Source organism: Mesorhizobium sp. M0571, from assembly GCF_040320985.1.
GTDB lineage: Bacteria > Pseudomonadota > Alphaproteobacteria > Rhizobiales > Rhizobiaceae > Mesorhizobium.
This window is the reverse complement of the sequence record NZ_JAMYQT010000026.1, coordinates 24,224-50,295: the sequence shown is the minus strand read 5'-3', so window position 1 is coordinate 50,295 and position 26,072 is coordinate 24,224. Positions and strand designations below refer to the sequence as shown.

At 63.4% G+C, this 26,072-nt stretch carries 25 protein-coding genes; 13 read left to right on the top strand and 12 right to left on the bottom strand.

What is annotated here, in order from left to right:
* The first annotated feature begins 22 nt into the window (after positions 1 to 22).
* Positions 23 to 901 (top strand): 3-hydroxybutyryl-CoA dehydrogenase, encoded by an 879-nt coding sequence (locus NKI85_RS25740; protein ID WP_352528900.1) that lies wholly within the window; start codon positions 23 to 25, stop codon positions 899 to 901.
* A 9-nt stretch (positions 902 to 910) separates the two neighbouring features.
* Here the strand turns inward: NKI85_RS25740 and NKI85_RS25735 are convergent, their stop codons facing one another.
* The 5 genes from NKI85_RS25735 to NKI85_RS25715 all read right to left on the bottom strand — a co-directional run bounded on the left by NKI85_RS25735 (position 911) and on the right by NKI85_RS25715 (position 4,174).
* Complete coding sequence (locus tag NKI85_RS25735) at positions 911 to 1,549, bottom strand: NrsF family protein (RefSeq protein ID WP_352528898.1); 639 nt, start codon at positions 1,547 to 1,549, stop codon at positions 911 to 913.
* A 1-nt stretch (position 1,550) separates the two neighbouring features.
* On the bottom strand, positions 1,551 to 2,093 hold the full coding sequence (locus NKI85_RS25730) for a sigma-70 family RNA polymerase sigma factor (protein WP_352528896.1): 543 nt from the start codon (positions 2,091 to 2,093) through the stop codon (positions 1,551 to 1,553).
* Between the two features lie 264 nt (positions 2,094 to 2,357).
* The gene (locus NKI85_RS25725) at positions 2,358 to 2,696 is read right to left on the bottom strand and encodes a YnfA family protein (protein ID WP_352528894.1); all 339 of its coding nucleotides are present in this window, start codon (positions 2,694 to 2,696) and stop codon (positions 2,358 to 2,360) included.
* Between the two features lie 13 nt (positions 2,697 to 2,709).
* Entirely contained in the window at positions 2,710 to 3,417 is a 708-nt protein-coding gene (locus tag NKI85_RS25720; protein WP_352778715.1) for a cytochrome c biogenesis CcdA family protein, read from the bottom strand.
* A 1-nt stretch (position 3,418) separates the two neighbouring features.
* Positions 3,419 to 4,174 carry a thioredoxin family protein gene (locus tag NKI85_RS25715; RefSeq protein ID WP_352528890.1) on the bottom strand — a complete coding sequence of 252 codons (756 nt, stop codon included), beginning with the start codon at positions 4,172 to 4,174 and terminating at the stop codon, positions 3,419 to 3,421.
* Between the two features lie 137 nt (positions 4,175 to 4,311).
* Between NKI85_RS25715 and NKI85_RS25710 the strand changes: the two genes are divergently transcribed.
* The 5 genes from NKI85_RS25710 (at position 4,312) to NKI85_RS25690 (ending at position 9,066) form a co-directional block, all read left to right on the top strand.
* Entirely contained in the window at positions 4,312 to 4,443 is a 132-nt protein-coding gene (locus NKI85_RS25710; protein ID WP_352528888.1) for a hypothetical protein, read from the top strand.
* 54 nt (positions 4,444 to 4,497) lie between these two features.
* Positions 4,498 to 4,941: a MerR family transcriptional regulator gene (locus tag NKI85_RS25705; RefSeq protein ID WP_352528886.1), complete on the top strand. Its 444-nt coding sequence runs from the start codon at positions 4,498 to 4,500 to the stop codon at positions 4,939 to 4,941.
* Between the two features lie 285 nt (positions 4,942 to 5,226).
* Complete coding sequence (locus tag NKI85_RS25700) at positions 5,227 to 6,234, top strand: iron ABC transporter substrate-binding protein (protein WP_352528884.1); 1,008 nt, start codon at positions 5,227 to 5,229, stop codon at positions 6,232 to 6,234.
* Positions 6,235 to 6,403: 169 nt separating this feature from the next.
* The gene (locus tag NKI85_RS25695; protein ID WP_352528882.1) at positions 6,404 to 7,987 is read left to right on the top strand and encodes an ABC transporter permease; all 1,584 of its coding nucleotides are present in this window, start codon (positions 6,404 to 6,406) and stop codon (positions 7,985 to 7,987) included.
* Positions 7,984 to 9,066 carry an ABC transporter ATP-binding protein gene (locus NKI85_RS25690; RefSeq protein WP_352528880.1) on the top strand — a complete coding sequence of 361 codons (1,083 nt, stop codon included), beginning with the start codon at positions 7,984 to 7,986 and terminating at the stop codon, positions 9,064 to 9,066. The genes NKI85_RS25695 and NKI85_RS25690 overlap by 4 nt, the downstream gene beginning before the upstream one ends.
* 21 nt (positions 9,067 to 9,087) lie before the next feature.
* On the opposite strand, the gene NKI85_RS25685 is transcribed toward NKI85_RS25690, so the two are convergent.
* The 4 genes from NKI85_RS25685 to ugpB all read right to left on the bottom strand — a co-directional run bounded on the left by NKI85_RS25685 (position 9,088) and on the right by ugpB (position 13,296).
* Complete coding sequence (locus tag NKI85_RS25685) at positions 9,088 to 10,155, bottom strand: sn-glycerol-3-phosphate import ATP-binding protein UgpC (protein WP_352528878.1); 1,068 nt, start codon at positions 10,153 to 10,155, stop codon at positions 9,088 to 9,090.
* A gap of 7 nt (positions 10,156 to 10,162) precedes the next feature.
* Positions 10,163 to 11,011 (bottom strand): sn-glycerol-3-phosphate ABC transporter permease UgpE, encoded by an 849-nt coding sequence (ugpE, locus tag NKI85_RS25680; RefSeq protein ID WP_352528876.1) that lies wholly within the window; start codon positions 11,009 to 11,011, stop codon positions 10,163 to 10,165.
* 8 nt (positions 11,012 to 11,019) lie between these two features.
* Positions 11,020 to 11,904, bottom strand: a complete 885-nt coding sequence (ugpA, locus tag NKI85_RS25675; RefSeq protein ID WP_352528926.1) for a sn-glycerol-3-phosphate ABC transporter permease UgpA — start codon at positions 11,902 to 11,904, stop codon at positions 11,020 to 11,022.
* An 81-nt stretch (positions 11,905 to 11,985) separates the two neighbouring features.
* Positions 11,986 to 13,296, bottom strand: a complete 1,311-nt coding sequence (gene ugpB, locus NKI85_RS25670) for a sn-glycerol-3-phosphate ABC transporter substrate-binding protein UgpB (RefSeq protein ID WP_352528874.1) — start codon at positions 13,294 to 13,296, stop codon at positions 11,986 to 11,988.
* Positions 13,297 to 13,603: 307 nt separating this feature from the next.
* Between ugpB and NKI85_RS25665 the strand changes: the two genes are divergently transcribed.
* On the top strand, positions 13,604 to 16,036 hold the full coding sequence (locus NKI85_RS25665) for a bifunctional diguanylate cyclase/phosphodiesterase (protein WP_352528872.1): 2,433 nt from the start codon (positions 13,604 to 13,606) through the stop codon (positions 16,034 to 16,036).
* Positions 16,037 to 16,038: 2 nt separating this feature from the next.
* On the opposite strand, the gene tlpA is transcribed toward NKI85_RS25665, so the two are convergent.
* Entirely contained in the window at positions 16,039 to 16,722 is a 684-nt protein-coding gene (gene tlpA / locus NKI85_RS25660) for a thiol:disulfide interchange protein TlpA (protein ID WP_352528870.1), read from the bottom strand.
* A gap of 35 nt (positions 16,723 to 16,757) precedes the next feature.
* On the opposite strand from tlpA, the gene argH reads away from it, so the two are divergent.
* The 3 genes from argH (at position 16,758) to lysA (ending at position 19,722) form a co-directional block, all read left to right on the top strand.
* On the top strand, positions 16,758 to 18,158 hold the full coding sequence (argH, locus tag NKI85_RS25655; protein WP_352528868.1) for an argininosuccinate lyase: 1,401 nt from the start codon (positions 16,758 to 16,760) through the stop codon (positions 18,156 to 18,158).
* Positions 18,159 to 18,229: 71 nt separating this feature from the next.
* Positions 18,230 to 18,436, top strand: coding sequence for a hypothetical protein (locus tag NKI85_RS25650; RefSeq protein ID WP_352528866.1), 207 nt, complete (start codon positions 18,230 to 18,232; stop codon positions 18,434 to 18,436).
* 17 nt (positions 18,437 to 18,453) lie between these two features.
* Positions 18,454 to 19,722 carry a diaminopimelate decarboxylase gene (gene lysA / locus NKI85_RS25645; RefSeq protein WP_352528864.1) on the top strand — a complete coding sequence of 423 codons (1,269 nt, stop codon included), beginning with the start codon at positions 18,454 to 18,456 and terminating at the stop codon, positions 19,720 to 19,722.
* Positions 19,723 to 19,814: 92 nt separating this feature from the next.
* Here lysA and NKI85_RS25640 read toward each other — a convergent pair whose 3' ends face one another.
* Entirely contained in the window at positions 19,815 to 20,117 is a 303-nt protein-coding gene (locus tag NKI85_RS25640; RefSeq protein WP_023677929.1) for an ArsR/SmtB family transcription factor, read from the bottom strand.
* Between the two features lie 62 nt (positions 20,118 to 20,179).
* Here NKI85_RS25640 and NKI85_RS25635 point away from each other — a divergent pair, with 62 nt between their 5' ends.
* Together NKI85_RS25635 and NKI85_RS25630 are read left to right on the top strand one after the other, a co-directional pair.
* Positions 20,180 to 21,121, top strand: coding sequence for a threonine/serine dehydratase (locus NKI85_RS25635; protein ID WP_352528862.1), 942 nt, complete (start codon positions 20,180 to 20,182; stop codon positions 21,119 to 21,121).
* Between the two features lie 211 nt (positions 21,122 to 21,332).
* Positions 21,333 to 23,963: a TIGR02302 family protein gene (locus tag NKI85_RS25630; RefSeq protein WP_352528860.1), complete on the top strand. Its 2,631-nt coding sequence runs from the start codon at positions 21,333 to 21,335 to the stop codon at positions 23,961 to 23,963.
* A gap of 73 nt (positions 23,964 to 24,036) precedes the next feature.
* On the opposite strand, the gene NKI85_RS25625 is transcribed toward NKI85_RS25630, so the two are convergent.
* Positions 24,037 to 24,894: a LysR substrate-binding domain-containing protein gene (locus tag NKI85_RS25625; RefSeq protein WP_352528858.1), complete on the bottom strand. Its 858-nt coding sequence runs from the start codon at positions 24,892 to 24,894 to the stop codon at positions 24,037 to 24,039.
* Between the two features lie 224 nt (positions 24,895 to 25,118).
* On the opposite strand from NKI85_RS25625, the gene NKI85_RS25620 reads away from it, so the two are divergent.
* Positions 25,119 to 26,069 carry a DMT family transporter gene (locus NKI85_RS25620; protein ID WP_352528857.1) on the top strand — a complete coding sequence of 317 codons (951 nt, stop codon included), beginning with the start codon at positions 25,119 to 25,121 and terminating at the stop codon, positions 26,067 to 26,069.
* Positions 26,070 to 26,072: the final 3 nt, after the last annotated feature.

The window sequence follows — 26,072 nt, the reverse complement described above, 5'->3', positions numbered from 1 at the left end:
AAGGCCTCGACGGGATCGGGTAATGAGCAAGATCGAGACGATCGGCATCATCGGCGCGGGCCAGATGGGCGGCGGCATCGCCCATGTATCCGCTCTGGCGGGCTACAAGGTGCTGGTTTACGACATTTCGCCCGACCGCATCGAAAAGGGCATCGCCACGATCAGCGGCAACATGGCCCGTCAGGTCGGGTCCGGCAAGCTCGAGGAAAAGCTGCGCAACGAGGCGATGGCGCGCATTTCGTCTGCACCGGCCATGGCTGACCTTGCGGGCGCCGATCTGGTGATCGAAGCAGCGACCGAGGACGAGACGGTCAAACGCAAGATCTATGCCCAGCTCTGCCCGCAGCTCAACCCCGAGGCCATCCTGGCGACGAACACGTCGTCGATCTCGATCACGCGGCTGGCTTCGCAGACCGACCGGCCGGAGCGCTTCATCGGCATACATTTCATGAACCCGGTTCCGGTGATGAAGCTGGTCGAACTGGTGCGCGGCATCGCCACCGAGGACCAGACCTTCGAGGCGGCAAAAACCTATGTGAAGCAGCTCGACAAGACGATCACCGTCTCGGAGGATTTCCCGGCCTTCATCGTCAACCGCATCCTGCTGCCGATGATTAACGAGGCGATCTATACGCTCTATGAAGGTGTCGGCTCGGTCGACGCCATCGACACCGCCATGAAGCTCGGCGCCAACCATCCGATGGGGCCGCTGCAGCTTGCAGATTTCATCGGGCTGGATACCTGCCTGTCGATCATGCAGGTGCTGCATGACGGCCTGTCGGATTCGAAATACCGCCCCTGCCCGCTGCTGGTCAAATATGTCGAGGCCGGCTGGCTCGGCCGCAAGACCGGGCGCGGCTTCTACGACTATCGCGGCGAACACCCCGTTCCGACACGCTGATCGCCGTCGCTACCAGCGCACGAAAAGCCGCCCGCCGAGCGCCCCGAGCACGGCAAGGATGGCGATCGCGACAGTGTACCAGGTGGCAACGAAAAGCGGCGAATCATCGAAACAATGCGCGGCATAGAAGGTCGCCGCCAGCCCGCCGGCAAGCAGGCCCGCTACCGCACCGGCAAGCACCGGCCGTGTTGGCGCGCCATGGCGCAGCACCGCGAGAAAGACGGCAAGCGGGCCGATGCCGATCAGCGGAATGAACGTCATGCAGATGATCATGTTGGTGCCGACCAGGCGCGTGCCCCAGTCGGACGCAGGCACGACGAGGAGTTCGAGAATCACGGCCACAATCACCAGCAGCGGGGCGATGATCATCCAGATCGCCGCCCGGCCGGTCGATGCTCCGGGTGCCGACAGCGCGCGGACCAAGACAAAGGCGCTGACGGCAAGAGCAATAGTGAAGACGAATTTCGACAGGAACCGCATCGTGTGCATGGCAAATGCGATGTCGGGGCGCGGGCCGATCGTCAGCCAGAAAACCGCGGCCGCGATCACGATGGCCGCGCCGGTGGCAAGCCACCAGGCGGCGCCCAGCGGCAGCGCCTTGCTGCGGGCATCGGCATCGAGCGCCTTGATGAGATCTTCGGTCCTCATGTTATTCCCGCCCCGCCCCGAACCGTTTGGCAATGGCGGCAAGCCCGCGGTGCAGCGACACCCGCACCGCCGTCTCGCTGATGCCGAATTTCGCCGCCGTCTCGCCGATCGAACGGCCTTCGACCGATACTGCCGAGACCACCGAACGCTGCGCCGGCGACAGGCCGTCGAGTGCTCGGTTGATGTCGCGCTCGCTGACCGTCTCCGCTTCCGGCTCGGCAAAGGTCTCGGCGATTTCGTCGATCTCGATCTCGATCCGCCGGCCGCGCCGCCGAAACGCATCGATCAGCTTGAAGCGCGCTATGGCATAGACCCAAGGCAACACCGGCGCATCATGGCGCCATGTATGCCGTTTCACATGAATGGCCAGCAAGGTTTCCTGCACGACATCCTCGGGATCGACCCCGCCCTGCACGATCTTGCGCCTGGCAAAGCCACGAACGAGAGCGGCGATCCGGTGCAGACAGTCGGCATAGGCCCTTTCGTCTCCAGCGATCGCGGCCCGCAGCAGCCGGGAAAGCTCGGCTTCGTCCTTGCCGGTCACAAGACTTCACTCCCCGATATTCGCGTCTCGGCGCTGATTTGTTACGTGGCCGGCGAAATAATGTCCAAGACAAAGTACGTGGAAACCACGAAAGTTTGCTGGTGAGAAGCGGTGGCCGCAGGCCATGAAATGCCGGTGGCTGTGCTTTTCAAGCTTCGAGCCGTAGCGCGCAACTTTCACTTGGCGACTCTGCGCAACCTCAAATGCCACCCAACTGCGAGCGGTTGAAAATCCGTCTCAAAGAGTTGCCACGCCCGATCGGAGTTAATGACCACGCGGCGCAAACAATATGCCTGCCGCCGCGAGTACGGCGATCGCCCCGCCCGCCAAGTCCCACGTATCCGGCCGATGCCCTTCGGCCAGCCACAGCCAGAGCAGGGATGCGAGGATATAGATGCCTCCATAGGCGGCGTAGGCGCGGCCCGCATAGTCGCTAGGCACCAGCGTTAGCAGATAGGCGAACAGCATCAGGGACGCGACGCCCGGCACCAGCCAGAGGATCGGTTTGCCTTGCCGCAACCAGGCCCAGAAGGCGAAGCATCCGGCAATCTCAGCCAGGGCGGCGGCCGCGAACGTCAGGAAGGTGCTGAGAAGAACTGGCATGCGGTCGAGTCTGTCACAGGCGCGTCGTGATGACCACCAGCCAGTCAGGCAATGCCCGCTCAAGCCCGGTTTGAAAGGTACGGTCGAACCCGGTCAGAGTCATAGCGCCGGCGATGACGAGCAGCGCGCCAAGAACCATCTTGATGCCGCTCGAAGCGCCCAGCATCAGGCCCCGCCAGCGTAGCAGCGCTTCACGGGACATCAATGCCAGCGCCAGGAGCGGCAACGAGGTGCCGATGCCGAAAGCCAGCATGGTCAACACCACCATGCCGAGATTTTCGCCGCGCGCGGCCATAATGGACGCTGCGCCGAGGGTCGGCCCGACGCAAGGCGTCCATACCGCGCCAAGGAGCAGTCCGACACCGAACTGGCCCGATATGCCGGAGGTGGAGACGCCACCGAAGCGGCTTTGCGTCCAGTTGCTTACCGGACCGGCCGCCACGGCAAATTGCGTCTGAAAACGCGGCACGAGCAGCACGGCTCCGACCAGGATCAAAAGCACGGCGGCGGCCGAGCGAAACACCGTCATGACGAGGCCGATCGAAAAGCCGATGGTGGCAACAAACACCCCGATCGCGGTGAAGGAGACGGCGACGCCGGCGGCCAAAGCCAGCGGTGCCAGCCGGTGTTCGGCCAGGGCGCCGGTCAGAATCACCGGCAGCAGCGGCAGCACGCAGGGTGAAAGGATCGACAGAATGCCGGCAAGCAGGGCAAGCAGCATGTTACAGCGCCTTCCTGAGCAGCGCTTCAATAACAGCCGGGTCGGTCTGGCCGGTCTGCCGGTCGATTTCCTTGCCGCCCTTGTAGACAATCATCGTGCTCTGCATCTGCACGTGGTAGCGTGCGAGGACCTCCTTTTGCGTGTCGAAATCGACATCGAATTTCTTCATGGTCCTGAAGTCGGGAGACGCGAGGAGTGCTGCCACGATAGGCTTTTGCGCCTGGCAGACCTCGCACCAAGGCGCCGTAACGTGGATGATCACCGGCTTGCTGGACTTAAGCGCTTCGTCGAAGCCGGCAATGGTTTCGTCGCCGTTGTGGGCGAACGCTGGGCCGGCGGCAGCGGCGATGCCGGCGGTGGCTGAGAGCATCAGGAAGTGACGACGTTGCATGTTATGCAATCTCCTTGAGGTTGGATGGCGCGAGTTCAGGGCGAAATGGTCAAACAAAAGATCAGCGGCCTCGGCCGCCGCCTCCGGTGCGGTGATGGTGAGAACCACGTCGCGCGCGCTGCTCTTCAAATCAAAGGTCAGGAACGCGCAGCAGGTTCGCTCCTTGCGCATCAGCTCGCGCACCTCGTCCAGAGCTTCCGGCTCATAGGTCAGCGACAGCGACAGCGGCGCGCGATCTGCACGCCGCAAGGACCGTCGCGCCAGGGCGCGGATGCCGGCGACACGCTCCTTGAAATCGGAAGCACCAAGGGTGCAGGCGATCGACAGGGCATCATCTTGGGCGGTCGAGGGCACCAGACGGACCACAGCCGCATTCCTCTTGGGCCATCAATGACTGAAACGTGGCGTTGGGCGCAGCTTTGCGACGCGAGAGGAGATATAGCCCGCCGATCGGAACGGCCAACGCGAGCAGGCCGAGGCCCCAGGTACAGGCGGCACCGCCGATGGCAGCCAGGCTGGTGCCTAGCAGCGCCGCCGGTATGAAGCTGACCGTGCAGCAGGCCGCACAAGCGGCTGTTGCGACGCCGGCCCATTTTAGGGTGGTTTTCATCGAAACGGCCTTTCCCGATTTCTAATCTTGGCAGGACGGTACTTCTTCAAGTAACTTGAGGTTCAAGGAGTATCTGGCGATGAACCTTCACATCCGCGTGTTCACAATCGGCGCCCTTGCCAAGGCCGCAGGCGTCACGACCCCGACCATTCGCTATTATGAAGAGATCGGTTTGCTGCCTCCTGCCCAGCGCACGGCCGGTGGGCAGCGCAGCTATGATCACGACGATCTCGGCCGGCTGACCTTCATCAAGCAATGCCGGGACTTCGGATTCAGCATCGACCAAGTGCGCGTGTTGCTGAACCTTTCGATCAGCACTAGCCGCGATTGCGTCGAGACACGTGATATTGCCCAGCAGCATCTCGACGAGGTGCGCCACAAGCTCGCAGAGCTACGCTTGCTCGAGCGCCGGCTTGAGAGCTTTGTGACGCGCTGCAATGTTTCCTGTGCTGGCGGCCCCGGCCAGGACTGCGTGATTTTCAAGGACATGGCGACACCAGCAAAAAGCGGCTGCTGCGGATAGTCAGCCGCTGCGAACGATGCGCCTCATATTGGTCGACCGTCAGCCATGACTCACGACCAAATTCCCCCGGGCGCTGGTCTTTTTCCGGCGGGTCTGTGCCATCCGATGCCGCGCGTCATACGTTCGAAAGGCTGCCCCCCCTCCATCACGCAGAATTGTCCGTCTGGCACGGGGTTTGTGCGCCTCGGCGACGGATTGAAGCAGCCAGCAATGTTGACTGTGCTAGTCATGTATTGATAGGTGCAGCGTGCCAAACCAAAGCCCATCGAAATCGAGGACGATACCATGAAATATGCTCTTTCCGCCCTTGCCGGTGCGATAGCACTTGCAATCGGCCTGATCGCCGGCCCGGCAATGGCCGAGGACGAGGGCATCGTCGTCTACAACGCCCAGCACGAAAACCTGACCAAGGCCTGGGCGGAAGGGTTCACCAAGGAAACCGGCATCAAGGTCACCGTCCGCAACGGCGGCGACAGCGATTTCTCCAATCAGATCGTTGCCGAAGGCACCTCTTCGCCCGCCGATGTGTTCCTGACGGAGAACTCGCCGGCCATGGTGCTGGTCGAGACGGCCGGCCTATTCGCGCCGGTCGACGCCGAGACGCTGGCCCAGGTTCCGCAGGAGTACCAGCCGGCCAGCGGCAAATGGGTCGGCGTTGCCGCGCGCAGCACCGTCTTTGCCTACAACAAGACCAAACTGAGCGCCGACCAGCTTCCCAAATCGCTCCTCGATCTCGCCGATTCGAGCTGGAAGGGCCGCTGGGCCGCCTCGCCGTCCGGCGCCGATTTCCAGGCGATCGTCAGCGCCTTGCTTCAGCTCAAGGGTGAGACCGCTACGGCCGACTGGCTGAAGGCGATGAAAGAGAACTTTACCGCCTATAAGGGCAACAGCACCGTGATGAAGGCGGTCAATGCCGGCGAGATCGATGGCGGCGTGATCTACCACTATTACTATTTCGGCGATCAGGCCAAGACCGGCGAGAACAGCAAGAATGTCGAGCTTCACTATTTCAAGCACCAGGATCCGGGTGCTTTCGTCTCGATTTCCGGCGGCGGCGTGCTGGCGTCGAGCAAGCATAAGAAGGAAGCACAAGCTTTCCTGAAATGGGTCACCGGCAAGGGTGGCCAGGACGTGCTGAAAACCGGCGATTCCTTCGAATACGCAGTCGGCAAGGGCGCCGAGTCCAATCCGAAGCTGGTGCCGCTGGCTGATCTGCAGGCCCCGAAAGTCGACCCGACGGCACTGAACTCGAAGAAGGTGACCGACCTGATGACGGCGGCCGGCTTGCTTTAGTCGGCGTTCGTCCTAAAAGGGCAACCGACTGCGCTCCTGTGGGAATTCGCTTTCCGCGGGAGCGCTCTGCTTTCAAGATGGCATTTGCCCATGACCACAAGCTGCTCGCCACAGTATCGGCCGCCGATCGTCTCCGCCTTCGGGCGGAGATGGCGCAACGTCTGATCTGATGCAATCTGCGATCGATCTCGCACCTTCAGGCTTGCCGGCCGACACCGCGGCCGTGCGGGCCCGTCGTTGGGCGGTCTCGTGGATTTCGCTGGCCGCCGTCTTCGTCTCGCTTTTCGCGCTGCTGCCGCTTGCCTTCATCGTCTGGGTGGCGGTGCAGACCGGCGGGGAAACCGTGACGGCGCTGGTCTTCAGGCCGCGCGTCGGCGAGCTTCTGGTCAACACCAGTCTGCTGGTGGTGCTGGCCGTGCCGATCTCGATCGTGCTGTCGGTGGCGCTGGCCTGGCTCACCGAGCGCAGCGATCTGCCGGGGGCCCGCCTATGGGCCTGGCTGTCGGTGGCGCCGCTCGCCATTCCCGCCTTCGTCCATAGTTACGCTTGGATCACCATGGTGCCCAGACTGCACGGGCTGTGGGCCGGCGTGCTTGTGTCCGTTATCGCCTATTTCCCGTTCCTCTATCTGCCGGTGGCGGCAGCTCTGCGCCGGCTCGATCCGGCTCTCGAGGATGCCGCCGCGGCCCTCGGGCTTGGCCCATGGCGCGTGTTCCGGCGTGTCGTGCTGCCGCAGCTCCGGCTCGCCATCTGCGGCGGCTCCCTGCTTGTCGGCCTGCATCTGCTGGCCGAATACGGCCTCTACGTGTTCATCCGCTTCGACACCTTCACCACCGCCATCGTCGACCAGTTCCAGTCGACCTTCAACGGCCCCGCCGCCAACATGCTGGCCGGCGTGCTGGTGACCTGCTGCTTCGTGCTGCTCGGGCTGGAGGTGCTGGTGCGCGGCGAGGAACGCTATGCCCGCGTCGGCTCGGGCGCTGCGCGCCATCAGCAGCGCACGACCCTGGGGCGAGCCACCATTCCTTGCCTGCTGCTGCCGGCTCTCACCACGCTGCTGGCGCTCGGCGTGCCGTTCGTCACGATCGGCCGCTGGCTTATGGCCGGCGGCGCCGAGGTCTGGCGGCTCGACGAGATCGGCCTGGCGCTTGGCCAGACGCTGTTTCTGGCGCTTGCCGGCGCGCTGCTCGCCACCGTTGCGGCAATGCCCATGGCGTGGATCTCCATCCGCGCGCCGGGGCGGCTGCAGCGCATTCTGGAGGGCTGCAACTATATCGTCGGCGCGCTGCCCGGCGTCGTCATCGCGCTGGCGCTGGTCACCATCACCGTGCGCATCGCCATGCCGCTCTACCAGACGCTGTTCACCATCCTGGTCGCTTACGCCCTGATGTTCCTGCCGCGCGCGCTGATCAGCCTCAGGGCGTCGATCGCACAGGCGCCGGTCGAGCTCGAACGCGCCGCCTCCAGCCTCGGCCGGTCGCCGCTCAAGGCGCTGTGGTCGACGACCATCCGGCTGTCGGCGCCGGGTGCCGCGGCCGGCATGGCATTGGTCGCGCTGGGCATCATGAACGAGTTGACCGCAACCCAGATGCTGGCACCCAACGGCACCCGCACGCTGGCGATGGCGTTCTGGTCCTATAGCGGCGAGATCGACTATGCGTCGGCGGCGCCTTATGCGCTGATCATGGTGGCGATGTCGCTGCCTTTGACCTGGCTGCTCTACGTCCAGTCGAAGCGGATGGCCGGGCGATGAGCTTTCTCGAACTGAGCGGCATCCACAAGCACTACGGCCCAGTGGCCGCACTTGCCGGCGTCGACCTCAGCGTGGCCAGCGGCAGCCGCACGGCCATCGTCGGGCCGTCCGGTTGCGGCAAAACCACCTTGCTGCGGCTGATCGCCGGCTTCGAGGCGCCGGACCAGGGTCGCATCGTGCTCGATGGCGAGGTGCTGGCCGATGGCGACACGGCCGTGCCGGCGCATCGCCGCGGCATCGGGCTGGTGGCGCAGGACGGCGCTCTATTCCCGCATCTGAGCATCGCCGCGAATATTGGGTTCGGCATGGGCCGTCACGAGGAAAAGCGCAACGAGCGCATCGCCGAGCTCGCTTATGTCGTCGGGCTGGACAAAGGGATCCTGAAGCGCCGCCCGCACGAACTCTCCGGCGGCCAGCAGCAGCGTGTCGCGTTGGCCCGCGCCATGGCCATGAAGCCGCGGCTGATGCTGCTCGATGAGCCGTTCTCGGCGCTCGACACCGGCCTGCGCGCCTCAATGCGCAAGGCCGTGGCCGAGCTTCTCGAAACAGCCGGCATCACCACGATCCTGGTCACCCATGATCAGGCCGAGGCGCTGTCCTTCGCCAGCCAGGTCGCGGTGATGCGCGACGGCAAATTCTCGCAGGTCGGCACGCCGCGCGACCTCTATTTCAGGCCGAAGGACAGGATGATCGCCGAGTTCCTCGGCGACGCCATCGTCCTGCCGGCCAGGATCGCCGATGGCTTCGCCACCTCGCCGCTCGGCCGCATCGCCGTCGACAGCACGGAGCGGCGCGACGTCGCCCGCATCATGCTGCGGCCCGAGCAGGTGCTGCTGAAAAGAACCTCGCGTGAAGGCATGTCGGGCACTGCGGACATGCTGTTCGGCGAGGTGACGGAATCCGAATTTGCCGGCTCGATGTGCACGATCGCCGTGCGTCTCTTGAACAGTCCCGATCCGCCCGACGCCGCCGCCATCGGCAACACGCCATTGATCCTGCGCAAGCCGGGCATGGACGCCCCGGCAGTCGGCGAGATCGTCCGGCTGACCGTATCGGGCAAGGCGCATGTGTTTGCCTGAACGGTTTGTACAAGGCCGACCTCAATCGACCCGTTTGCCCGCCTGATCGAACCAGTGCAGCTTTTCGGACCTGGCCACGACGCGCAATTGGTCGCCGGGCCTGGCGCTGGCGCGACCTGAGACGCGTACGACGATGCGGCTGCCGGCTGCCGCGCAGTGGAGAAAGCTTTCGGCACCGACCGGTTCGACGGCTTCGACCGTCGCCGGCAGCGCAAGCGCGCCGGACGGCGCCTCTGCCGCGAAAGTGATATCGGCATCCTCCGGACGAAACCCGAGTGTCACCGCCTTGCTTTGTCCAGGCGCCAAGCCAACCATCGTACCGTCCGCCAGTGCCGAGCCGGACGAGCCCCCCGTCAGCGCCAGGAGATTCATCGGCGGCGCACCAATGAAGGAAGCGACGAAGGTCGACGCCGGCTTCTCGTACACATCGAGCGGCGCGCCGATCTGCTCGACCAGTCCGGCGTTCATGACAACGAGGATGTCGGCCAGCGTCATCGCCTCAAGCTGGTCGTGGGTAACATAAACCGAGGTGACACCGAGCGAGCGCTGCAAATTCTTGATCTCGACGCGCATCTGCCCGCGCAATTTCGCATCGAGGTTGGACAAGGGCTCGTCGAACAGGAAGACTTTCGGGTTGCGCACGATGGCACGGCCCATGGCGACACGCTGGCGCTGGCCGCCGGAAAGCTCGCGCGGGCGCCGGTCGAGAAGCGCCGAAAGCTCCAGCACCTTGGCGGTCGAACGCACCCTGCTGTCGATCTCGTCCTTCGGCGTGCCGCGGTTGCGCAGGCCATAGGCCATGTTGTCATAGACCTTCATATGCGGGTAAAGCGCGTAGTTCTGGAACACCATGGCGATGTCGCGCTCGGTCGGGCCAATGGCGTTGACCACCTTGCCGTCGATGGCGACTGTACCGGCAGAAATGGTCTCCAGCCCGGCGATCATCCTCAGCAGCGTAGACTTGCCGCAGCCCGAGGGGCCGACCAGAACACAAAGCTCCTTGTCGGGAATGGCAATGGAAACGCCCTTCACGGCTTCGATGCCGCCGGGATAGATCTTCTTCACGTCCTTCAGATCGACGGTCGCCATCGGCTTCTCACTTTTCGGATTCGACCAGGCCGCGCACGAACCAGCGTTGCATCAGCACGACCACCAGGATCGGCGGCACGATGGCTAGCATTGCCGTGACCATGACCAGGTGCCATTGCGTGTCAGCATCGGCGAAGGAAACCATCTTTCTCAGCGCGATGACGATGGTGTTCATATCGTTACTGTTGGTGACGAGCAGCGGCCAAAGATACTGCGTCCAGCCGTAGATGAAGAGGATTACGAACAGAGCCGCGATGTTGGTGCGAGACAGTGGCAGGAGGATATCGAAGAAGAAGCGCCACGGCCCGGCACCGTCGACACGCGCCGCCTCGACCAATTCGCCCGGTATGGTCATGAAAAACTGGCGAAACAGCAGCGTCGCGGTGGCCGAAGCGATCAAAGGGATGATCAGGCCGGCATAGGTGTCGATCATGCCGAGATCGACCATCACCTTGTAGGTCGGCAGGATGCGCACCTCGACCGGAAGCATCAAGGTGATGAAGATCAACCAGAAGAAGGTCATGCGCAGCGGAAAGCGGAAGAACACGATCGCGTAGGCCGACAGGATCGAGATGAAGATCTTTCCCACCGCAACGCCGAGCGCCATGATCGTGGTGTTGAGGAGCAGTCTGCCGACGCTGACACCGCCGATGCGACCAATACCGCCGAACAGCGCCTCGCTGTAGTTGTTCCAGAGCTGGTCGCCGGGCAAGAGCGGCAGCGGCGGCCTGAGGATCGTTTGCAGCGTGTGTGTCGAGGCAACGAAGGTGTAGTAGATCGGAAAAGCCACGATCAATATGCCAAGGATGAGCACGGCATGGGCGATGAAGGTGCGGAGCGGGGACTGGCCGATCATCGCTGCCCTCAACCGTAATGGACTTTGCGTTCCACGTAGCGGAACTGGATAGCAGTAAGCGCAATGACGATGGCCATCAGGATGACCGACTGCGCCGCCGAATCGCCGAGGATCAGATTGACGAAGCCGTCATTGTAGACCTTGTAGACCAGCGTCTCGGTCGTCTTGCCCGGCCCGCCGCCGGTGACGGCATGAACGATGCCGAACGTGTCGAACAGGGCATAGACCGTGTTGACGACCAGCAGGAAAAAGGTTGTCGGCGCAAGCAGCGGGAAGACGATAGTCCAGAAGCGCTTGGTCTCGCCGGCGCCATCCATGGCCGCCGCCTCGATCAGCGTTTTCGGCACCGCCTGCAGGCCGGCAACGAAGAACAGGAAATTGTAACTGATCTGCTTCCAGGCAGCCGCCGACACCAGCAGGATCATGGCGTGGGTGCCGTTGAGCAGCGGATCCCACGCGATGCCGAGGCTTCTCAGCAAATAAGCCAACGACCCGATCGAAGGATTGAACAGAAAAAGCCACAGCATGCCGGCAATCGCCGGCGCCACGGCATATGGCCATATCAACAGTGTGCGGTAGAGGCCTTTGCCGCGCACGGCCTTCTCGGCCATGACCGCGAGCAGCAGGGCCACAACCATGGCAACGATCGCGGTCGCAAGAGAGAACACCACCGTGACCTTGATCGAGTTGAGGTAGGCCGGATCGGCCAGCACCTTCCGGAAATTGGCAAACCAGACAAACCGGCTCCTCAGCCCGAACGGGTCTTGCCTGAGCATCGACTGGTAAAGCGCCTGACCGGCCGGCCAATAGAAGAAAACCAGTGTTATGGCGAGTTGTGGCGCCACCAGCAGGTAGGGCAGGATCTTGTTGGGAAAGACGACGCGTGGAGACAGGCTGATTTCCCTCGCTATTCAGGTATCGCCCACGCGAGCTCGCGTGGGCGATATTCCAACCGACTAACCGAGATAATCCCGTCAGTTCTCCAGCGCTTCCTTGATCGCGGCGTTGCCGCGCGTGACCGCATTGTCGAGCGCCTGCTGAGCGGTTTGCTGGCCGGCCAGCATCTTCTCGAGCTCCTCGTTCTGGATATCACGCACCTGCGGCAGATTCGGCAGGCGCACGCCCTTCGAGTTGTCGGTCGGCGCCTTGCCCGTCATCTGCAGGATGGGTGTCTCGCGGCCGGGGTGTTTGTCATAGAAGCCTGATTTCTTAGTCGCCTCGTATGCCGCAAGCGTCACTGGCAGGTATCCCGACTTCTGGTGCAGATATTCCTGCACATCTGTCTTGGACAGATAGGCAAAGAAGGCCGCGACGCCCTTGTATTCCTCGTCCGACTTGTTGCCGAACACCCACAGGCTGGCACCGCCCGGCGTGGTGTTCTGTGGTGCGCCCTTGGCGTCGGTATCGTAGGGAAGCTGGCCGATGCCATAGTTCATGCCGGACTTGACGATGTCGCCGAGGCCGCCTGACGATTCGGTGAAGATGCCGCATTCGCCGGCGAGGAATATCTGCTTGGCTTCGGAGGTGCGTCCGCCATACTTGAATGTGCCGTCCTTGGCCAAGTCAGCGAGCGCCTGGAAGTGGTTGACGAAAATCGGCGCATTGATCTTGAGTTCGACATCACCTCCGGCCAGGCCATTCTGCTGGGTAGCCCAAGGCACGTCATTCCACGCTGCGAAATTCTCCAGATGGATCCAGGTCAGCCAGGTCGAGGTGTAGCCGCAAGGGGCGGCGCCGCTCGTTTTGATCTTCTTGGCAGCTTCCCACACCTCGTTCCAGGTCTTGGGCGGGCTGTTCACGTCGAGGCCGGCCTTCTGGAAGATGTCCTTGTTGTAGTAGAGGATCGGCGAGGAGGAGTTGTAGGGGAAGGACAGCATGGTGCCGTCCGGCTTCGAATAATAGCCGACGATGCCGGGCAGATACTGGCTCTTGTCGAAGGTCATCCCAGCACTGGTCAGCACATCGGCCGCCGGTTTGATCGCACCCTCGGCCGCCATCATCACGCCGGTACCGACGTCGAACACCTGGAGGATATCGGGCGCCTGTCCGGCGCGGAAGGCCGCTATGCCCGCATTCAGCGTCTCCGGATAGGTGCCCTTGAACACCGGAACGAGCTCATAGTCGCTCTGGCTGGCGTTGAAATCCTTGGAGATCTTGTCGACGACCTCGGCGTTGGCACCGGTCATGGCGTGCCACCAGCTGATCTGCGTGACGGCGAAGGCGGAGGTGGTGGAAAGCAGGGTCAAGGTGGCGGCAATACCGGCCGCGAAGCCGAAGAACTTCATGTTTCATCTCCCGTTTGTCATTGGCGAAAGGGGCGCTTCCGCAAAGCCAATATGTGGCGCTGATGACAATCGGACAACGGTTTTGTTGCGGATCAATGAACATCGTTTCCGACTAAAGTGCGCTCGCTACCGAAAGCGCGGCGTCAGGGGACTGCACCACCGCCCCTCTCGGCAGAGCGGCATGCACTTGTCTGGTTTCCCCCGAAAAGACCCGCCTCATGACCCGCGGGTTAACCATTCGTTAAAATCTCCAAGGGCTAATCAGTCACACCTCCCCTGTTTTTTTGGCAGACCGAGTGAACCCAGGATGCTGACGGTCTATAACTGTATTGTAAGTCAGCACGACCTGAGACTGGTCGCACTTGCCGCCCTCGTCTGCGGCATTTCCTGCTTCTCAGCAGTTAATCTCCTTAAGCATGTCGGCCGATCGACCGACCGAAATCGGCTTGTCTGGCTGATGATCGCCGCAACTTCGACCGGGTTCGGCATATGGGCGACGCATTTCATCGCCATGACTGCGTTTACGCCGGGAATACCAAACGCATACAATCCGGGATTATCCGCCTTTTCGCTTGCCGCCGCCGTCATCCTGACCGCGCTTGGGATGTGGGTTGCCACCTTGCGCCGCGGCATCGACCATTTCCTCGTCGGCGGCGCCATTCTCGGTGGCGCCATCGCGACGATGCACTACATCGGCATGGCGGCATTCGAGGTGGAAGGCCGGATCGTGTGGAACCTGCCCCTTGTCGCGATATCGCTTCTGGCCGGCGGGACGCTCGCGGCAGTGGCGCTTCTTGTCGTCTTGCGTCGCCCATCCGCGCTCGCGACGCTCGGCGGCGCCGTGCTTTTGACGCTGGCGATCTGCAGCTTGCATTTCATCGCGATGGCCGCAGTGTCGATCTTTCCGGATTCCTCGATTGAAATATCCGAACATTCAATCGACCCCGTTTCCCAGGCGTTTGCCGCAGCAGTCGCCAGCCTGGTAATCCTTGTGCTGTCGGGCGCCGCCCTGTGGATCGACCTGCGTTTTCGCGGCCAGAAGCTCGAGGCCGATCGCATGCACGATCTCGCCAATGCCGCTGTCGAAGGTCTGATCGTTTGCGATGGCACCCGCATCGTCAGCGCCAATGACAGCATGGCGAAACTGACGGGCACGGCGACAGCCACCCTGAACACGATGCAGCTCGGCGACCTTTTCGACGAACGGAGCACAGCCGATATATCCGGCTTCGGCGAGCAGGCGCAGGAAGCGAAATTGAGGGGCAGCGACGGCACGAGAATTCCTGTCGAGCTGATCGCCAGGAAGATCACGTACTGCGGCAGGCCTCATACAGTGCTTGCCGTTCGCGACGTCCGCGAGCGCAAAAAGGCGGAAGAAGAGATCCTCCGCCTCGCACATTTCGACCCACTTACCGGGCTTGCCAATCGCCGAAGCTTTTCTTCCCGGCTCGAAGCGGAAATCGCATCGATGGATCGTAGCGGCAAGGATGGATATCTGGCGCTCCTGCTGCTTGACCTCGACCGGTTCAAGCAAGTCAACGACCTCTATGGCCACAGCGCCGGCGACGCCATGCTGCAGAAGCTGGCGCACTGCATTTCCGGCATCCCGCGCCACGGACAGATGCTCGCGCGCCTCGGCGGCGACGAATTTGCCATCATAGCTCCGAACCTCCCCGACCCACTGGCCGCGGGTCGCATAGCCGAGGATGTGCTGGCTGCGATCCGGGAGGAAAACAGAGTTTCAGTCGGCTACGGTCTTGTCTCGGCCAGCATCGGCATCGCCTTCTTTCCGCTGGATGCCGAAGACCAGGCCGGCCTGATCAGCCATGCCGATACGGCACTCCATCGCGCCAAGACCGAGGGCAGGGACACTTACCGGTTTTTCGAGGTAGCCATGGGCACCGCGGCCCGCGACAAGCGCGTGATGGAGCATGAATTGCGCCAGGCGATCGCCCGCAAGGAGTTCCACCTCGTCTACCAGCCGCAGAAGGAGATTCGCAGCGGCAAGATGATCGGCTTCGAAGCCCTGGTCCGTTGGCAGCATCCGGAGCGGGGTGATATTTCCCCGGCCGTTTTCATCCCCATGGCCGAGGACAGCGGCGCCATCGCCCAGATCGGCGACTGGGTGCTGACGACGGCTTGTAACGATGCTGTTCGCTGGACAAACCCGCTGATGGTCGCCGTCAACGTCTCCGCCGTGCAGCTTCACAATCCGAACTTCAGCCGCAAGGTGCACGACGCCCTGGCGAGATCCGGCCTGGCACCCATCAGGCTCGAACTGGAGATCACCGAAACGGCCCTGGTGAAGGACATGCCGCGCGCGCTGGCAACCTTGAGGCAGGTCAAGGCGCTTGGCGTGCATGTGGCGATGGACGATTTTGGCACCGGCTACTCTTCGCTATCCAACCTTAGCGCGTTTCCCTTCGACAAGATCAAGATCGACGGGTCGTTCATCAAATCGGTCGACAAGAACGGCCAGTTCGCGGCGATCGTCCGCGCCGTGCTGGGGCTTGGACGCGGTCTCGGCCTGCCGGTCCTGGCGGAGGGCATCGAGACGCCGGGCGAATTGCAGTTCCTGGACGCCGAGGGTTGCGAGATCGGGCAAGGCTATCATCTCGGCAAGCCGGCTCCGATCGAGACATTCGGCGACCTGACCGGCGTGACAGCTCCGGCAATCCGCACCGCCAGCCGACGCGATGCAAGCATTGCCGTGCTGAAGCCGCGCCTGCGCACGGTCTGAGCCTATCCCGGCTGAAGCGCCGTCTCGACGAGCCGCCGGGCGTCCGGCCCGGACCATTCGGCCGGACCGTTCATGTGCGCGATCAGGCAGCCTTCCGCGTCGATCAGCATGGTGACCGGCAGGCCCAGCGCCAGGCCGCGCGTCTTGACGTCGTTGAACAGCGCCATCGTCGCATCGCGATAATAGCCGAGCGCCTTGACGCCGGTGTCCTCGAGGAACTTCTTCGGCTTGGTATCGTCGCCGGCATCGACGTTGACAGCAACAACCTGAAACGCATCGCTGCCCATCTCCTTCTGCAGCGCATCGAGCGCCGGCATTTCGGCGCGGCAAGGTGCGCACCATGTCGCCCACAGATTGAGCAGCACCGTTTTGCCGGCATGGTCGGCGATCGTCGTCGGCTTGCCGTCGGGGCCGTTGAAGGCCAGGCTTTTCAGCGATAGCGGCGGATCCGCCGGCAAAAGCGCGGCAACCTGGCCGGTAGCAGCGGCGGCAATTTTCTTGGCACGGTCGGTCTTGGCAGCGCAGGCAAGGTCGTCCTTGCCGCCGCCGACAGCCACTTGCGCGGGCGCGTTGTTGCCAGAACCGCTTTCCCTGACATATACCGCGACCGCGCCGGCCAGCACGCCCGCAACCAAAGCGGCGAGGATGAGACGCAAAGCCGGGAAAAATCTATTGCCGTCTGCCATTTTTCAAAAACTGCTCCGGAGCACGGGTTATAGCGATGAGCGACAAGAAGGCCAGCAATCAGATGTGGGGCGGACGTTTTGCCTCGGGTCCGGCCGCAATCATGGAAGCGATCAACGCGTCGATCTCGTTCGACCGCAAACTCTACGCGCAGGATATTCGCGGCTCGATCGCCCATAGCGAGATGCTGGCGCAAACCGGCATTATTTCGGCGGCCGATCAAGAAAAAATCGCTCACGGGCTGAACACGATTCTGGCAGAGATCGAGGCCGGCACATTCGAGTTCTCGACCAGGCTGGAAGACATCCACATGAATGTCGAGGCCCGTCTGGCCGAGCTGATCGGCCCCGCCGCCGGCCGCCTGCACACCGCCCGTTCGCGCAACGACCAGGTGGCGGTCGACCTCAGGCTGTGGGTCAAGGACGAATGCTTTCGTGTCGCCGAGGCGCTGAAGGGCCTGATCACGTCATTCCTGGAGCGGGCCGAGGAGCATGCCGCAACGGTGATGCCGGGCTTCACCCACATGCAGGCGGCGCAGCCGGTGACCTTCGGCCACCACTGCATGGCCTATGTCGAGATGTTTGCGCGCGACCTGTCTCGCGTCCGCAACGCGATCGAGCGGATGGACGAAAGCCCGCTCGGTGCGGCCGCGCTTGCCGGCACCAGCTTTCCCATCGACCGGCACCAGACGGCGAAGTCGCTTGGCTTCCGCGAGCCGATGCGCAATTCGCTCGACAGCGTTTCGGACCGCGATTTCGCGCTCGAGTTCTTGGCGATGGCGGCGATCTGCGCGACGCATCTGTCGCGGCTGGCCGAAGAGATCATCATCTGGTCGACGCCGCAATTTGGCTTCGTCAGGCTGTCGGACAGCTTCTCCACAGGCTCTTCGATCATGCCGCAGAAGAAGAACCCCGACGCTGCCGAACTGGTGCGCGGCAAGACCGGCCGCGTCACCGGCCATCTGGTCGGATTGCTCACGGTGATGAAGGGCATGCCGCTGACCTACGGCAAGGACATGCAGGAAGACAAGGAATCCGTATTCGACGCGGCCGAGACGCTCGACCTGATGCTGGCGGCGATGACCGGCATGGTGCGCGACATGACGGTGAACACTGTCGCGATGAAAAAGGCCGCCGGCGCCGGCTATTCGACCGCGACCGACCTCGCCGACTGGCTGGTGCGCACGCTCGGCCTGCCGTTCCGCGAGGCGCACCATATCACTGGCCGGGCGGTGGCGCTGGCCGAGGACAAGAAGATCGGGCTCGATAGGCTTTCGCTGGAGGATCTGCAGTCCATTCACCCAGGCGTCACGGCGGACGTGTTTTCAGTTCTGGCCGTGCAGAACTCGGTAAAGAGCCGCACCAGCTTCGGCGGCACCGCGCCGTCCGAGGTGCGCAAACAGATCCGCTACTGGAAAAAGCGGCTCGCCAAGGCGTAAGACGCGGGGTGCAATGGCCGCAAAACTCGGCTAGAAGCGGCTGCGGGCAACAGTTTCGGACGGATGGCACGATGACCGGAAGCAGGATTTTGGTGACGCTGACGCTGCTGGCAGTAATCGCCACCGTTGCGGCCTGCGGCAGGAAGGCTGCGCTCGATACGCCCTACGCAGCAGCCGTGCAGGCGCGCAAGGACGCCGAGAAGGCCAAGCAACCTCTGCCGCCGGAGCCGGAAAAACCTGTCGAGGACAAGAAATTCATCCTCGACCCGCTGCTCTGATTTTTCGGACCAATCTCGTGAACCATTTCGACTACCGCGACGGCGCACTGCATGCTGAGGACGTGGCGATATCAGATATCGCCGCCAGCGTCGGCACGCCGTTCTATTGTTATTCGACGGCGACGCTGACCAGGCATTTTCGCGTCTTCGCCGAAGCTTTTGCCGGGCTCGACGCCCTCGTCTGCTATGCCATGAAGGCGAATTCCAATCAGGCCGTGCTAAAGGTGCTGGCCAGGCTCGGCGCCGGCGCCGACGTGGTCTCGGAAGGCGAACTGCGCCGCGCTTTGGCCGCCGGCATTCCGGCAAGCAAGATCCTGTTTTCGGGCGTCGGCAAGACTGCGCGCGAAATGGATTTTGCGCTCTCGGCCGGCATTCTCTGTTTCAACGTCGAATCCGAACCGGAGCTGGAGCTGCTGTCGGCCCGCGCCACCGCACTGGGCAAGATCGCGCCGATCTCCCTGCGCATCAACCCAGATGTCGACGCCAGGACGCACAAGAAGATTTCGACTGGGAAGGCCGAGAACAAGTTCGGCATTCCCTGGCAGCAGGCGCGAAAGGTCTATGCCAGCGCGGCTGAGTTGCCCGGCATCAAGATCACCGGCATCGATACCCATATCGGCAGCCAGATCACCGAATTGCAGCCCTTCGACGACGCCTTCGCCCTGCTGGTGGAGCTGGTCGGCGCCTTGCGCGCCGACGGTCATGCCATCGAGCATATCGATGTCGGTGGTGGCCTCGGCATTCCCTACCGGGTCGACAACAACCCGCCGCCTTTGCCCGATGCCTATGCCCAGATCGTCAGGAAGCATGTCGCCAAGCTCGGGCTGAAGGTAATGTTCGAGCCGGGCCGGATGATCGTCGGCAATGCCGGCATCCTGGTCTCGGAGGTGATCTTCGTGAAGGAGGGCGACGCCAAGAACTTCCTCGTCGTCGATGCCGCGATGAACGACCTGATCCGGCCAACGCTTTACGATGCTTTCCACGACATCAAGCCGGTGCTGCAGCAGCCGGCCGCAGCACCGCGCATGAAGGTCGACGTGGTCGGCCCGGTCTGCGAAACCGGCGACTATCTCGGCCTCGACCGCGACTTGCCCCGGCTGAAGGCCGGCGACCTGATCGCTGTCGCCACCGCCGGCGCTTATGGCGCCGTCCAGGCCGGCACCTACAACACCCGCCTACTGGTGCCGGAAGTGCTGGTCGACGGCGACCGCTTCCACGTCGTGCGCCCGCGCCAGACCTACGACGAGCTGATCGGGCTGGATTCGGTGCCTGACTGGTTGAAATAGATCATGACCCCGAAAACTGGGAACCGGTTTTCGGAAACGATCGTGGTCAAACAAAAATGGATCGCCTGCAACGCTACAGCCGGTGCTGAACGCTACAGCCGGTGCTGAATAAGTGCCCTGGTCTCGGCGATCCTGTCCTCGTTCCGGCGATAGAATATCCACTGCTTGATGCGCTTGCTGCGCAAAAGCCCTGCTTGGGTCAGCACGCGCATATGCTCGCTGAGCGTTGCCTGGGTGATCCCCAGCTTTTCCGCGATCAGCAGCGCGCAGACGCCGTCCTCGACCAGATCGCCGTCCGTCTGCGGCGGAAAATGCGCGCGCGGGTCCTTCAGCCAATCGAGGATCTGCAGCCTGCGCTCGTTGGCGATCGCTTTGAAGACGTCGACCTCTTGCATTTAGGCACTTTGCCAAGTTACTAATTAATGTCAACTCTGAATGTCAACTCTGGGGGCGAAGCATGCTGCACGGCCACACGATCACCCGCGAGCGCATTGCGGCGATAGAACCCCGCATCCGGCCCTTCGTGCGCCACACGCCGGTGCTGCGTGTCGACATGGCCGATTTCGGCCGTCCGCCTCTCAGCATCGACCTGAAGCTCGAGTGCCTGCAGCATTCCGGCTCGTTCAAGGCGCGTGGTGCGTTCACCAATCTCCTCGAACGGCCGGTTCCCGCAGCTGGCGTCGTCGCCGCATCCGGCGGCAATCACGGCGCCGCCGTCGCCTATGCCGCCATGCGACTCGGCCACAAGGCGACCATCTTTGTTCCCGAAGTGAGCCCGTCGGCCAAGCTGGACCGCATCCGCGGTTACGGCGCCGAGCTGATCGTCGGCGGCGCCCGTTATGCCGAGGCGCTGGCCGCCAGCGAGAGCTTCGCCGAAAAATCCGGCGCGCTGCAGATCCACGCCTTCAACCAGGAGGAGACGCTGGTCGGGCAAGGCACGCTCGGGCTTGAGATCGAGGCCGACCTTCCGGAGCTCGACACGCTGCTGGTCGCCGTCGGCGGCGGCGGCCTGATCGGCGGCATCGCCGCCTGGTTTTCCGGCCGCATCAGGATCATCGCCGTCGAGCCGGAGGGCGCGCCGACGCTTCATCGCGCCTTCGAGGCCGGCCGGCCCGTCGATGCGCCGACCGAGGGCATCGCCGCCGACTCACTCGCGCCAAAGCGTGTCGGCGAAATGATGTTTCCTATCGCCGAGGCTTTCGTCGAGCGCTCGATATTGATCAGCGACGACGACATCATCGCCGCCCAGGCGGCGCTGTGGGACCGGGTGCGAATCATCTCCGAGCCGGGCGGTGCGGCCGCCTTCGCGGCGCTCCTGTCCGGCCGCTACAGGCCGGCTGCGGGCGAGCGCGTTGCCGTTCTGGTCTGCGGCGCAAACGCCAATCCGGCGAAATTCTGACAATATCCGGGGCATTATTGTTCACGTTTTGGGGAACCGCCTCGCCTTCGCCGTGTTTGTTGGTATCCTTAGGTGACGTGCAACCGCCTGGATGCACGAAGTACGCGCTAAGATTTTAGGTCTTCGCATCGTGCTTCCCGAAAATCGACTTTTCGGGTCCATGCGATAGACTCGTGAGGTCCGGGCTGTCCCGCCCGGCCAGGAAGGGCCGATGACGCAACGACCCATCTTCACCAGCCATCGCAGCCTGGCCGGGCGCCTTGCCTTGAGCCGGCTGGCGACGCAGGTCTCAATAATTGTCGAGCGCGGCTGGCCGTTGCTGCTGCCGCTGATCATCGTCGCCAGCCTGTTCCTCAGCATCTCGTGGCTCGGCCTGTTCCCGCTTTTGCCCGATTTGGCGCGGATCGGTCTCATCACGGCATTCGGCGTCGCAGCGCTTGCCGCACTCTATCCATTGCGTTTCTTCCGCACGCCATCCAGGGCCGAGGTCGACCGCCGCATCGAGGCGGCCAATCGATTGCTGCACAGCCCGGTGCAGGTCCAGACCGATCGCCCGAGCGGCAAGGAAAGCATTTTTTCGCAAGCCCTGTGGCGCGAGCATCAGAGGCGCATGGCGGACCGGCTGGGCGACCTTGGCGGCGACGTGCCGCGCACGCGCGTCCCCGAGCATGACCCGTGGGCGTTGCGCGCCGTTGCAGCGCTTTTGTTGGTCACCGCCTTTGCCTTCTCCTTCGGGCCGTCGGGCGGCAGGCTGAGTGACGGCTTCGTTGCCCGTGCCGCGCGCGACGCCGTGCCGCCGCGCATCGACGCCTGGGTGACGCCGCCGGCCTATACCGGCCGGCCGCCGGTATTCCTCACAGCTCCGGTTCTTGCCAACCCAGTCCTTGCCAACAACGTCGATCAAGCGGCCCCAACCTTCACCGTTCCGGAGGGCAGCGATATATCGCTGCGCGTCACCGGCGGTTCGGGCGAGGAAACGCTGAGCTACGCCGACGCCGGCGGCAACACCCGCGCCATCGATCCGACCGGGCCGCAACTCACCAAGCCGGAGGCAAATACGGCAACGGCTTCCAACGTGCGCCAGTTCGCCGGCAAGCTGACGGCCGACGGCACGCTGACGCTGCAATCCGGCGATGGTGACCTCGGCCGCTGGGCCTTCGCGATAATCCCGGACAAGCCGCCGCAGATCCGCTTTGTCGGCGAGCCGAAACGCGCCGTTAACGGCGCCTTCGAACTCAACTACCAGATCGACGACGACTATGGTGCGGCCTCCGCCAAGGCGGTTTTCGCATTGGCCGATCCGCAGGCGCCCGAGGCGCACCCGCTCTATGGCCCGCCGGAAATGCCGCTGTCGTTGCCGCGCCGCGGCGGCAAGGCCAATGCCGCCAGGACGACGAAGGATCTGACCGACCACGTCTGGGCCGGTGGCAACGTCAAGCTGTCGCTCGTCGCCACCGACGGCGCCGGACACACGGCAACCAGCGAAACCAAGACGCTGGTGATGCCGGAGCGGCCATTCTCCAACCCGCTGGCGCGGGCGCTGATCGAGCAGCGCCGCATGCTGGCACTCGACGCCAATAGCAAGGATCGCGTGCTCGATCTGATGGATGCGATCACGCTCAGGCCCGAAGACACGTTCGACAACATGACGCACTACCTCGCCATCATGAGCGCCCGCACCCGGCTGAAGATGGCCGACAGCGACGACCAGTTGCGCGACGAGGTCGCTTACCTCTGGGAGATCGCGCTCGGCATTGAGGAAGGCAATCTTTCGGCGGCCGAGAAGCGGCTGCGCCAGGCGCAGCAGGCGCTGCAGGAGGCGATCAAGAACGGCGCCAGCGACCAAGAGATCGAGAAGGCGATGAAGGAACTGCGCGAGGCGATGAACCAGTTCCTGCAGGAATTCGCAGCGCGGGCGCAGCAGAATCCAAATGCGCCACAGATGCAGCAGAACGGCCAGGAACTGCGCCAGAGCGACATCGACCGCATGATGGACCAGATCGAGAACCTGGCGAAATCCGGCGATCGCGACCAAGCGCAGCAATTGCTGTCGGAGCTGCAGGACATGATGAACAATCTGCAGGCAGGCCGCCAGCAGCAAGGCGGCCAGCAGGATAGCGAGATGCGCCAGCAGATGGATAAGCTGGGCGAGATCATGCGGCGCCAGCAGGAGATGATGAACGACACTTTCCGTATGGATCAGATGCAGCGCGGCCAGCAACAGCGCGGGCAGAATCGCGACGAGCAGCTCGGCGAGAACGGTGAGCAAGGCCCGATGGGCGAAGAGGGCAAGCCCGGCCCGGGCGACGACCGCGATCCGCTCGGCCGGCCGAAGCCGATGACGCCGCAGGAATTTGCCGATGCGCTGAAGCAATTGCAGGAAGGCCAGGGCAAGCTGCAGAGCGAGCTCGAACAATTGAGGAAGGGCCTCGAAGGCATGGGCCTCGACCCCAATGAGGGATTTGGCGAGGCCGGCAAATCCATGGGCAATGCCGAACAGGCGCTCGGCGAGGGCGAGGGCGACCAAGCCGTCGGTCACCAGGGCCGCGCATTGGAAGCCTTGCGCAAGGGCGCCAAGGACATGATGAAGCAATTGCAGGCGATGCAAGGCGACCAAGGCGGCAACGGGCAGGGCGGACGCCAGCAGAATGCCGATCGTGACCCGCTCGGGCGGCCCCGCACCAGCGAGGGTCCCGATGACGGAAGTTCGGTGAGAGTGCCTGACGAGATTGACGTGCAGCGCGCCCGCCAGATCCTCGAAGCGATCCGCAAGCGGCTCGGTAACGCGCTCAGCCCCGATATCGAGCGCAGCTATCTGGAGCGGTTGCTGGAGCTGAAGTAAGGCTGCCCTCTATATTCGGAAGATCGCCGTGCGCGGTCCGTGGTGACCGCCATCGCCGGACTGAGCGACATGTTTAACGGTTGGTGAACGCCTCGCGAATCGCCTCTTCCATCCCGTCGATAGCCTCGCCGGAAGCGTTCGGATTGCGCCGCAGCACTACGTTCGAGGAATCGATGTCGCCGAACCCGTCGGCGGCCGTAAGTTCGCGGCAGCCGGCCGGGATGTTGCTGCGCGAGATCGGCGCAATCGCCAACCCGGAGGTGACGGCGAGCCGCAGGCCGCCATTGGTATCGCTGGTGTAGGCGACACGGTAGGCGAGACCGCGCTGTTCCAGCGACTTTATCGCGAAATCCTTGCACCAGCCGGCACGGTTGTAGAGCGCGATCGGTACCGGCCGCTCCTCCTGCATCTGGTGCAGCTCCGACGTCACCCATACGGTCGGGTCATGCATCAGCACCTCGCCGCCTGTGAGATCCTGCCATTCGAACACCACCGCCAGATCGAGTTCGCCGGCGGCGAGCGCCGCGATCTGCGCACCAGAATGCGCGTAACGGACGGTGATGTCGACCTGAGGATGGCGCTTGGCAAAGGCGCCGAGCGCGCGCGACAGGATCGCGTGGCCATATTCCTCCGGGATGCCGATGCGCACCGGGCCGCCGAGCGGCGCCGCGACCATCGATGCCGCCGTCTCGTCGAGCAGCGACACAATCCGGCGGGCGTTGGCGATGAGCTCGCCGCCGCGCCGCGTCAGCGCCACACCGCGCGAGCCGCGCTCGAACAGGCTGTCGCCGACCATGCCTTCGAGCTTCTTCATCTGCATCGAGACCGCCGACTGGGTGCGGCCGGCCCGCTCCGCCGCCTTGGTGAAATTGCCGGTGTCGGCGACCGCCACGAAGGTGCGCAACAGGTCGCTGTCGAGATTGGGTCGCATGCCGTCCGCCATAAGAATATCTGATAGCTGGCATCATTCCAATTCGTTTGCAACATGTCAAACGGCGGACGATAGTCATCTCACCCATTGGATATGCGGCCGCGAAATCGGCCGCGGACCAATCAAAAGTCCTCACTCGTACCCGCTGCCCGAAACGGTGGCGGGTTCTTTTTACCCGGATGCAGGCCTGCTTCCGACCGCGCATGCAGGAGACCGGAGCGCCTATGCAGAATCGGCTTGTGCTCGGCATCCTCAGCCTCTGTCTCGGCGTGCTGGTCTTTTCGCTGCAGGACCCGCTGGTCAAGGCGGTGTCGAGCCACTATCCGGTCACGGAGGTGATGGCGATCCGCTCGATCGTCGCACTGCCGATCCTGGTTTTCCTCGTGCACGCCGATGTCGGATTGCAGGCGATCCTGTCGAAGCGATTCGGCATGCTGACGATGCGCGCCTTCATCCAGTTCACCTCCTACACGGCCTACTATCTGGCAATCGCCGCCCTGCCGCTGGCTGACGCGGTGGCGCTCTATTTCATGGCGCCGCTGTTCATCATGGCGCTGGCCGGCCCTTATCTCGGCGAACGCGTGTCCTGGCAGGCGCTTGCCACCGTCCTGGTCGGCATGCTCGGCGTGCTGGTGATGGTGCGCCCGGGTGCCGGCTTGTTCGACTGGGCGGCGCTGCTGTCGCTAGGCTCGGCTCTGCTCTACGGTTTCTCGCAATTGATGGCACGCAAGATCGGCGACACCGAATCGTCGACCGTCATGGCGTTTTACCAGAACGGCGCCTATCTGGTCGGCGCTGGCTTGGTGGCGGGCTTGTTTTGGCTGGCAGGTATTGACCATGCCGTGCATCCGAGCCTCGAATTCCTCGTCCGGCCATGGGTTTGGCCGACAACGCTGGATCTCTTGAAGATGGGGGCATGCGGCTTCGTTGCCTCGGCCGGAATGATCCTGTTGTCGCAGGCCTACCGGCTGGCGCCCGCCAACAGCGTCGCCACCTTCGAATACACCGGCATCATCTGGTCGCCGCTATGGGGTTTTCTGTTCTTTGCCGAAGTGCCGCGACCGGCGACGGCGGCCGGCGCAGCCCTCATCATCGGCGCCGGCCTGTTTGCGCTCAATGCCAGCCGGCGCCGGAGCGGCGCGCCAGCCATTGCGGCGACCTGCGACCCTGCCTGAAGG

What these genes read in the sequence shown, in the direction of transcription:
- NKI85_RS25740 (WP_352528900.1), top strand. Translation starts at nt 23, where the DNA reads ATGAGCAAGATCGAGACGATCGGCATCATCGGCGCGGGCCAGATGGGC.
- NKI85_RS25735 (WP_352528898.1), bottom strand. Translation starts at nt 1,549, where the DNA reads ATGAGGACCGAAGATCTCATCAAGGCGCTCGATGCCGATGCCCGCAGC.
- NKI85_RS25725 (WP_352528894.1), bottom strand. Translation starts at nt 2,696, where the DNA reads ATGCCAGTTCTTCTCAGCACCTTCCTGACGTTCGCGGCCGCCGCCCTG.
- NKI85_RS25720 (WP_352778715.1), bottom strand. Translation starts at nt 3,417, where the DNA reads ATGCTGCTTGCCCTGCTTGCCGGCATTCTGTCGATCCTTTCACCCTGC.
- NKI85_RS25710 (WP_352528888.1), top strand. Translation starts at nt 4,312, where the DNA reads ATGGCAGCCAGGCTGGTGCCTAGCAGCGCCGCCGGTATGAAGCTGACC.
- NKI85_RS25705 (WP_352528886.1), top strand. Translation starts at nt 4,498, where the DNA reads ATGAACCTTCACATCCGCGTGTTCACAATCGGCGCCCTTGCCAAGGCC.
- NKI85_RS25700 (WP_352528884.1), top strand. Translation starts at nt 5,227, where the DNA reads ATGAAATATGCTCTTTCCGCCCTTGCCGGTGCGATAGCACTTGCAATC.
- NKI85_RS25695 (WP_352528882.1), top strand. Translation starts at nt 6,404, where the DNA reads ATGCAATCTGCGATCGATCTCGCACCTTCAGGCTTGCCGGCCGACACC.
- NKI85_RS25690 (WP_352528880.1), top strand. Translation starts at nt 7,984, where the DNA reads ATGAGCTTTCTCGAACTGAGCGGCATCCACAAGCACTACGGCCCAGTG.
- NKI85_RS25685 (WP_352528878.1), bottom strand. Translation starts at nt 10,155, where the DNA reads ATGGCGACCGTCGATCTGAAGGACGTGAAGAAGATCTATCCCGGCGGC.
- ugpE (WP_352528876.1), bottom strand. Translation starts at nt 11,011, where the DNA reads ATGATCGGCCAGTCCCCGCTCCGCACCTTCATCGCCCATGCCGTGCTC.
- ugpB (WP_352528874.1), bottom strand. Translation starts at nt 13,296, where the DNA reads ATGAAGTTCTTCGGCTTCGCGGCCGGTATTGCCGCCACCTTGACCCTG.
- NKI85_RS25665 (WP_352528872.1), top strand. Translation starts at nt 13,604, where the DNA reads ATGCTGACGGTCTATAACTGTATTGTAAGTCAGCACGACCTGAGACTG.
- tlpA (WP_352528870.1), bottom strand. Translation starts at nt 16,722, where the DNA reads ATGGCAGACGGCAATAGATTTTTCCCGGCTTTGCGTCTCATCCTCGCC.
- argH (WP_352528868.1), top strand. Translation starts at nt 16,758, where the DNA reads ATGAGCGACAAGAAGGCCAGCAATCAGATGTGGGGCGGACGTTTTGCC.
- NKI85_RS25650 (WP_352528866.1), top strand. Translation starts at nt 18,230, where the DNA reads ATGACCGGAAGCAGGATTTTGGTGACGCTGACGCTGCTGGCAGTAATC.
- NKI85_RS25640 (WP_023677929.1), bottom strand. Translation starts at nt 20,117, where the DNA reads ATGCAAGAGGTCGACGTCTTCAAAGCGATCGCCAACGAGCGCAGGCTG.
- NKI85_RS25635 (WP_352528862.1), top strand. Translation starts at nt 20,180, where the DNA reads ATGCTGCACGGCCACACGATCACCCGCGAGCGCATTGCGGCGATAGAA.
- NKI85_RS25630 (WP_352528860.1), top strand. Translation starts at nt 21,333, where the DNA reads ATGACGCAACGACCCATCTTCACCAGCCATCGCAGCCTGGCCGGGCGC.
- NKI85_RS25625 (WP_352528858.1), bottom strand. Translation starts at nt 24,894, where the DNA reads ATGCGACCCAATCTCGACAGCGACCTGTTGCGCACCTTCGTGGCGGTC.
- NKI85_RS25620 (WP_352528857.1), top strand. Translation starts at nt 25,119, where the DNA reads ATGCAGAATCGGCTTGTGCTCGGCATCCTCAGCCTCTGTCTCGGCGTG.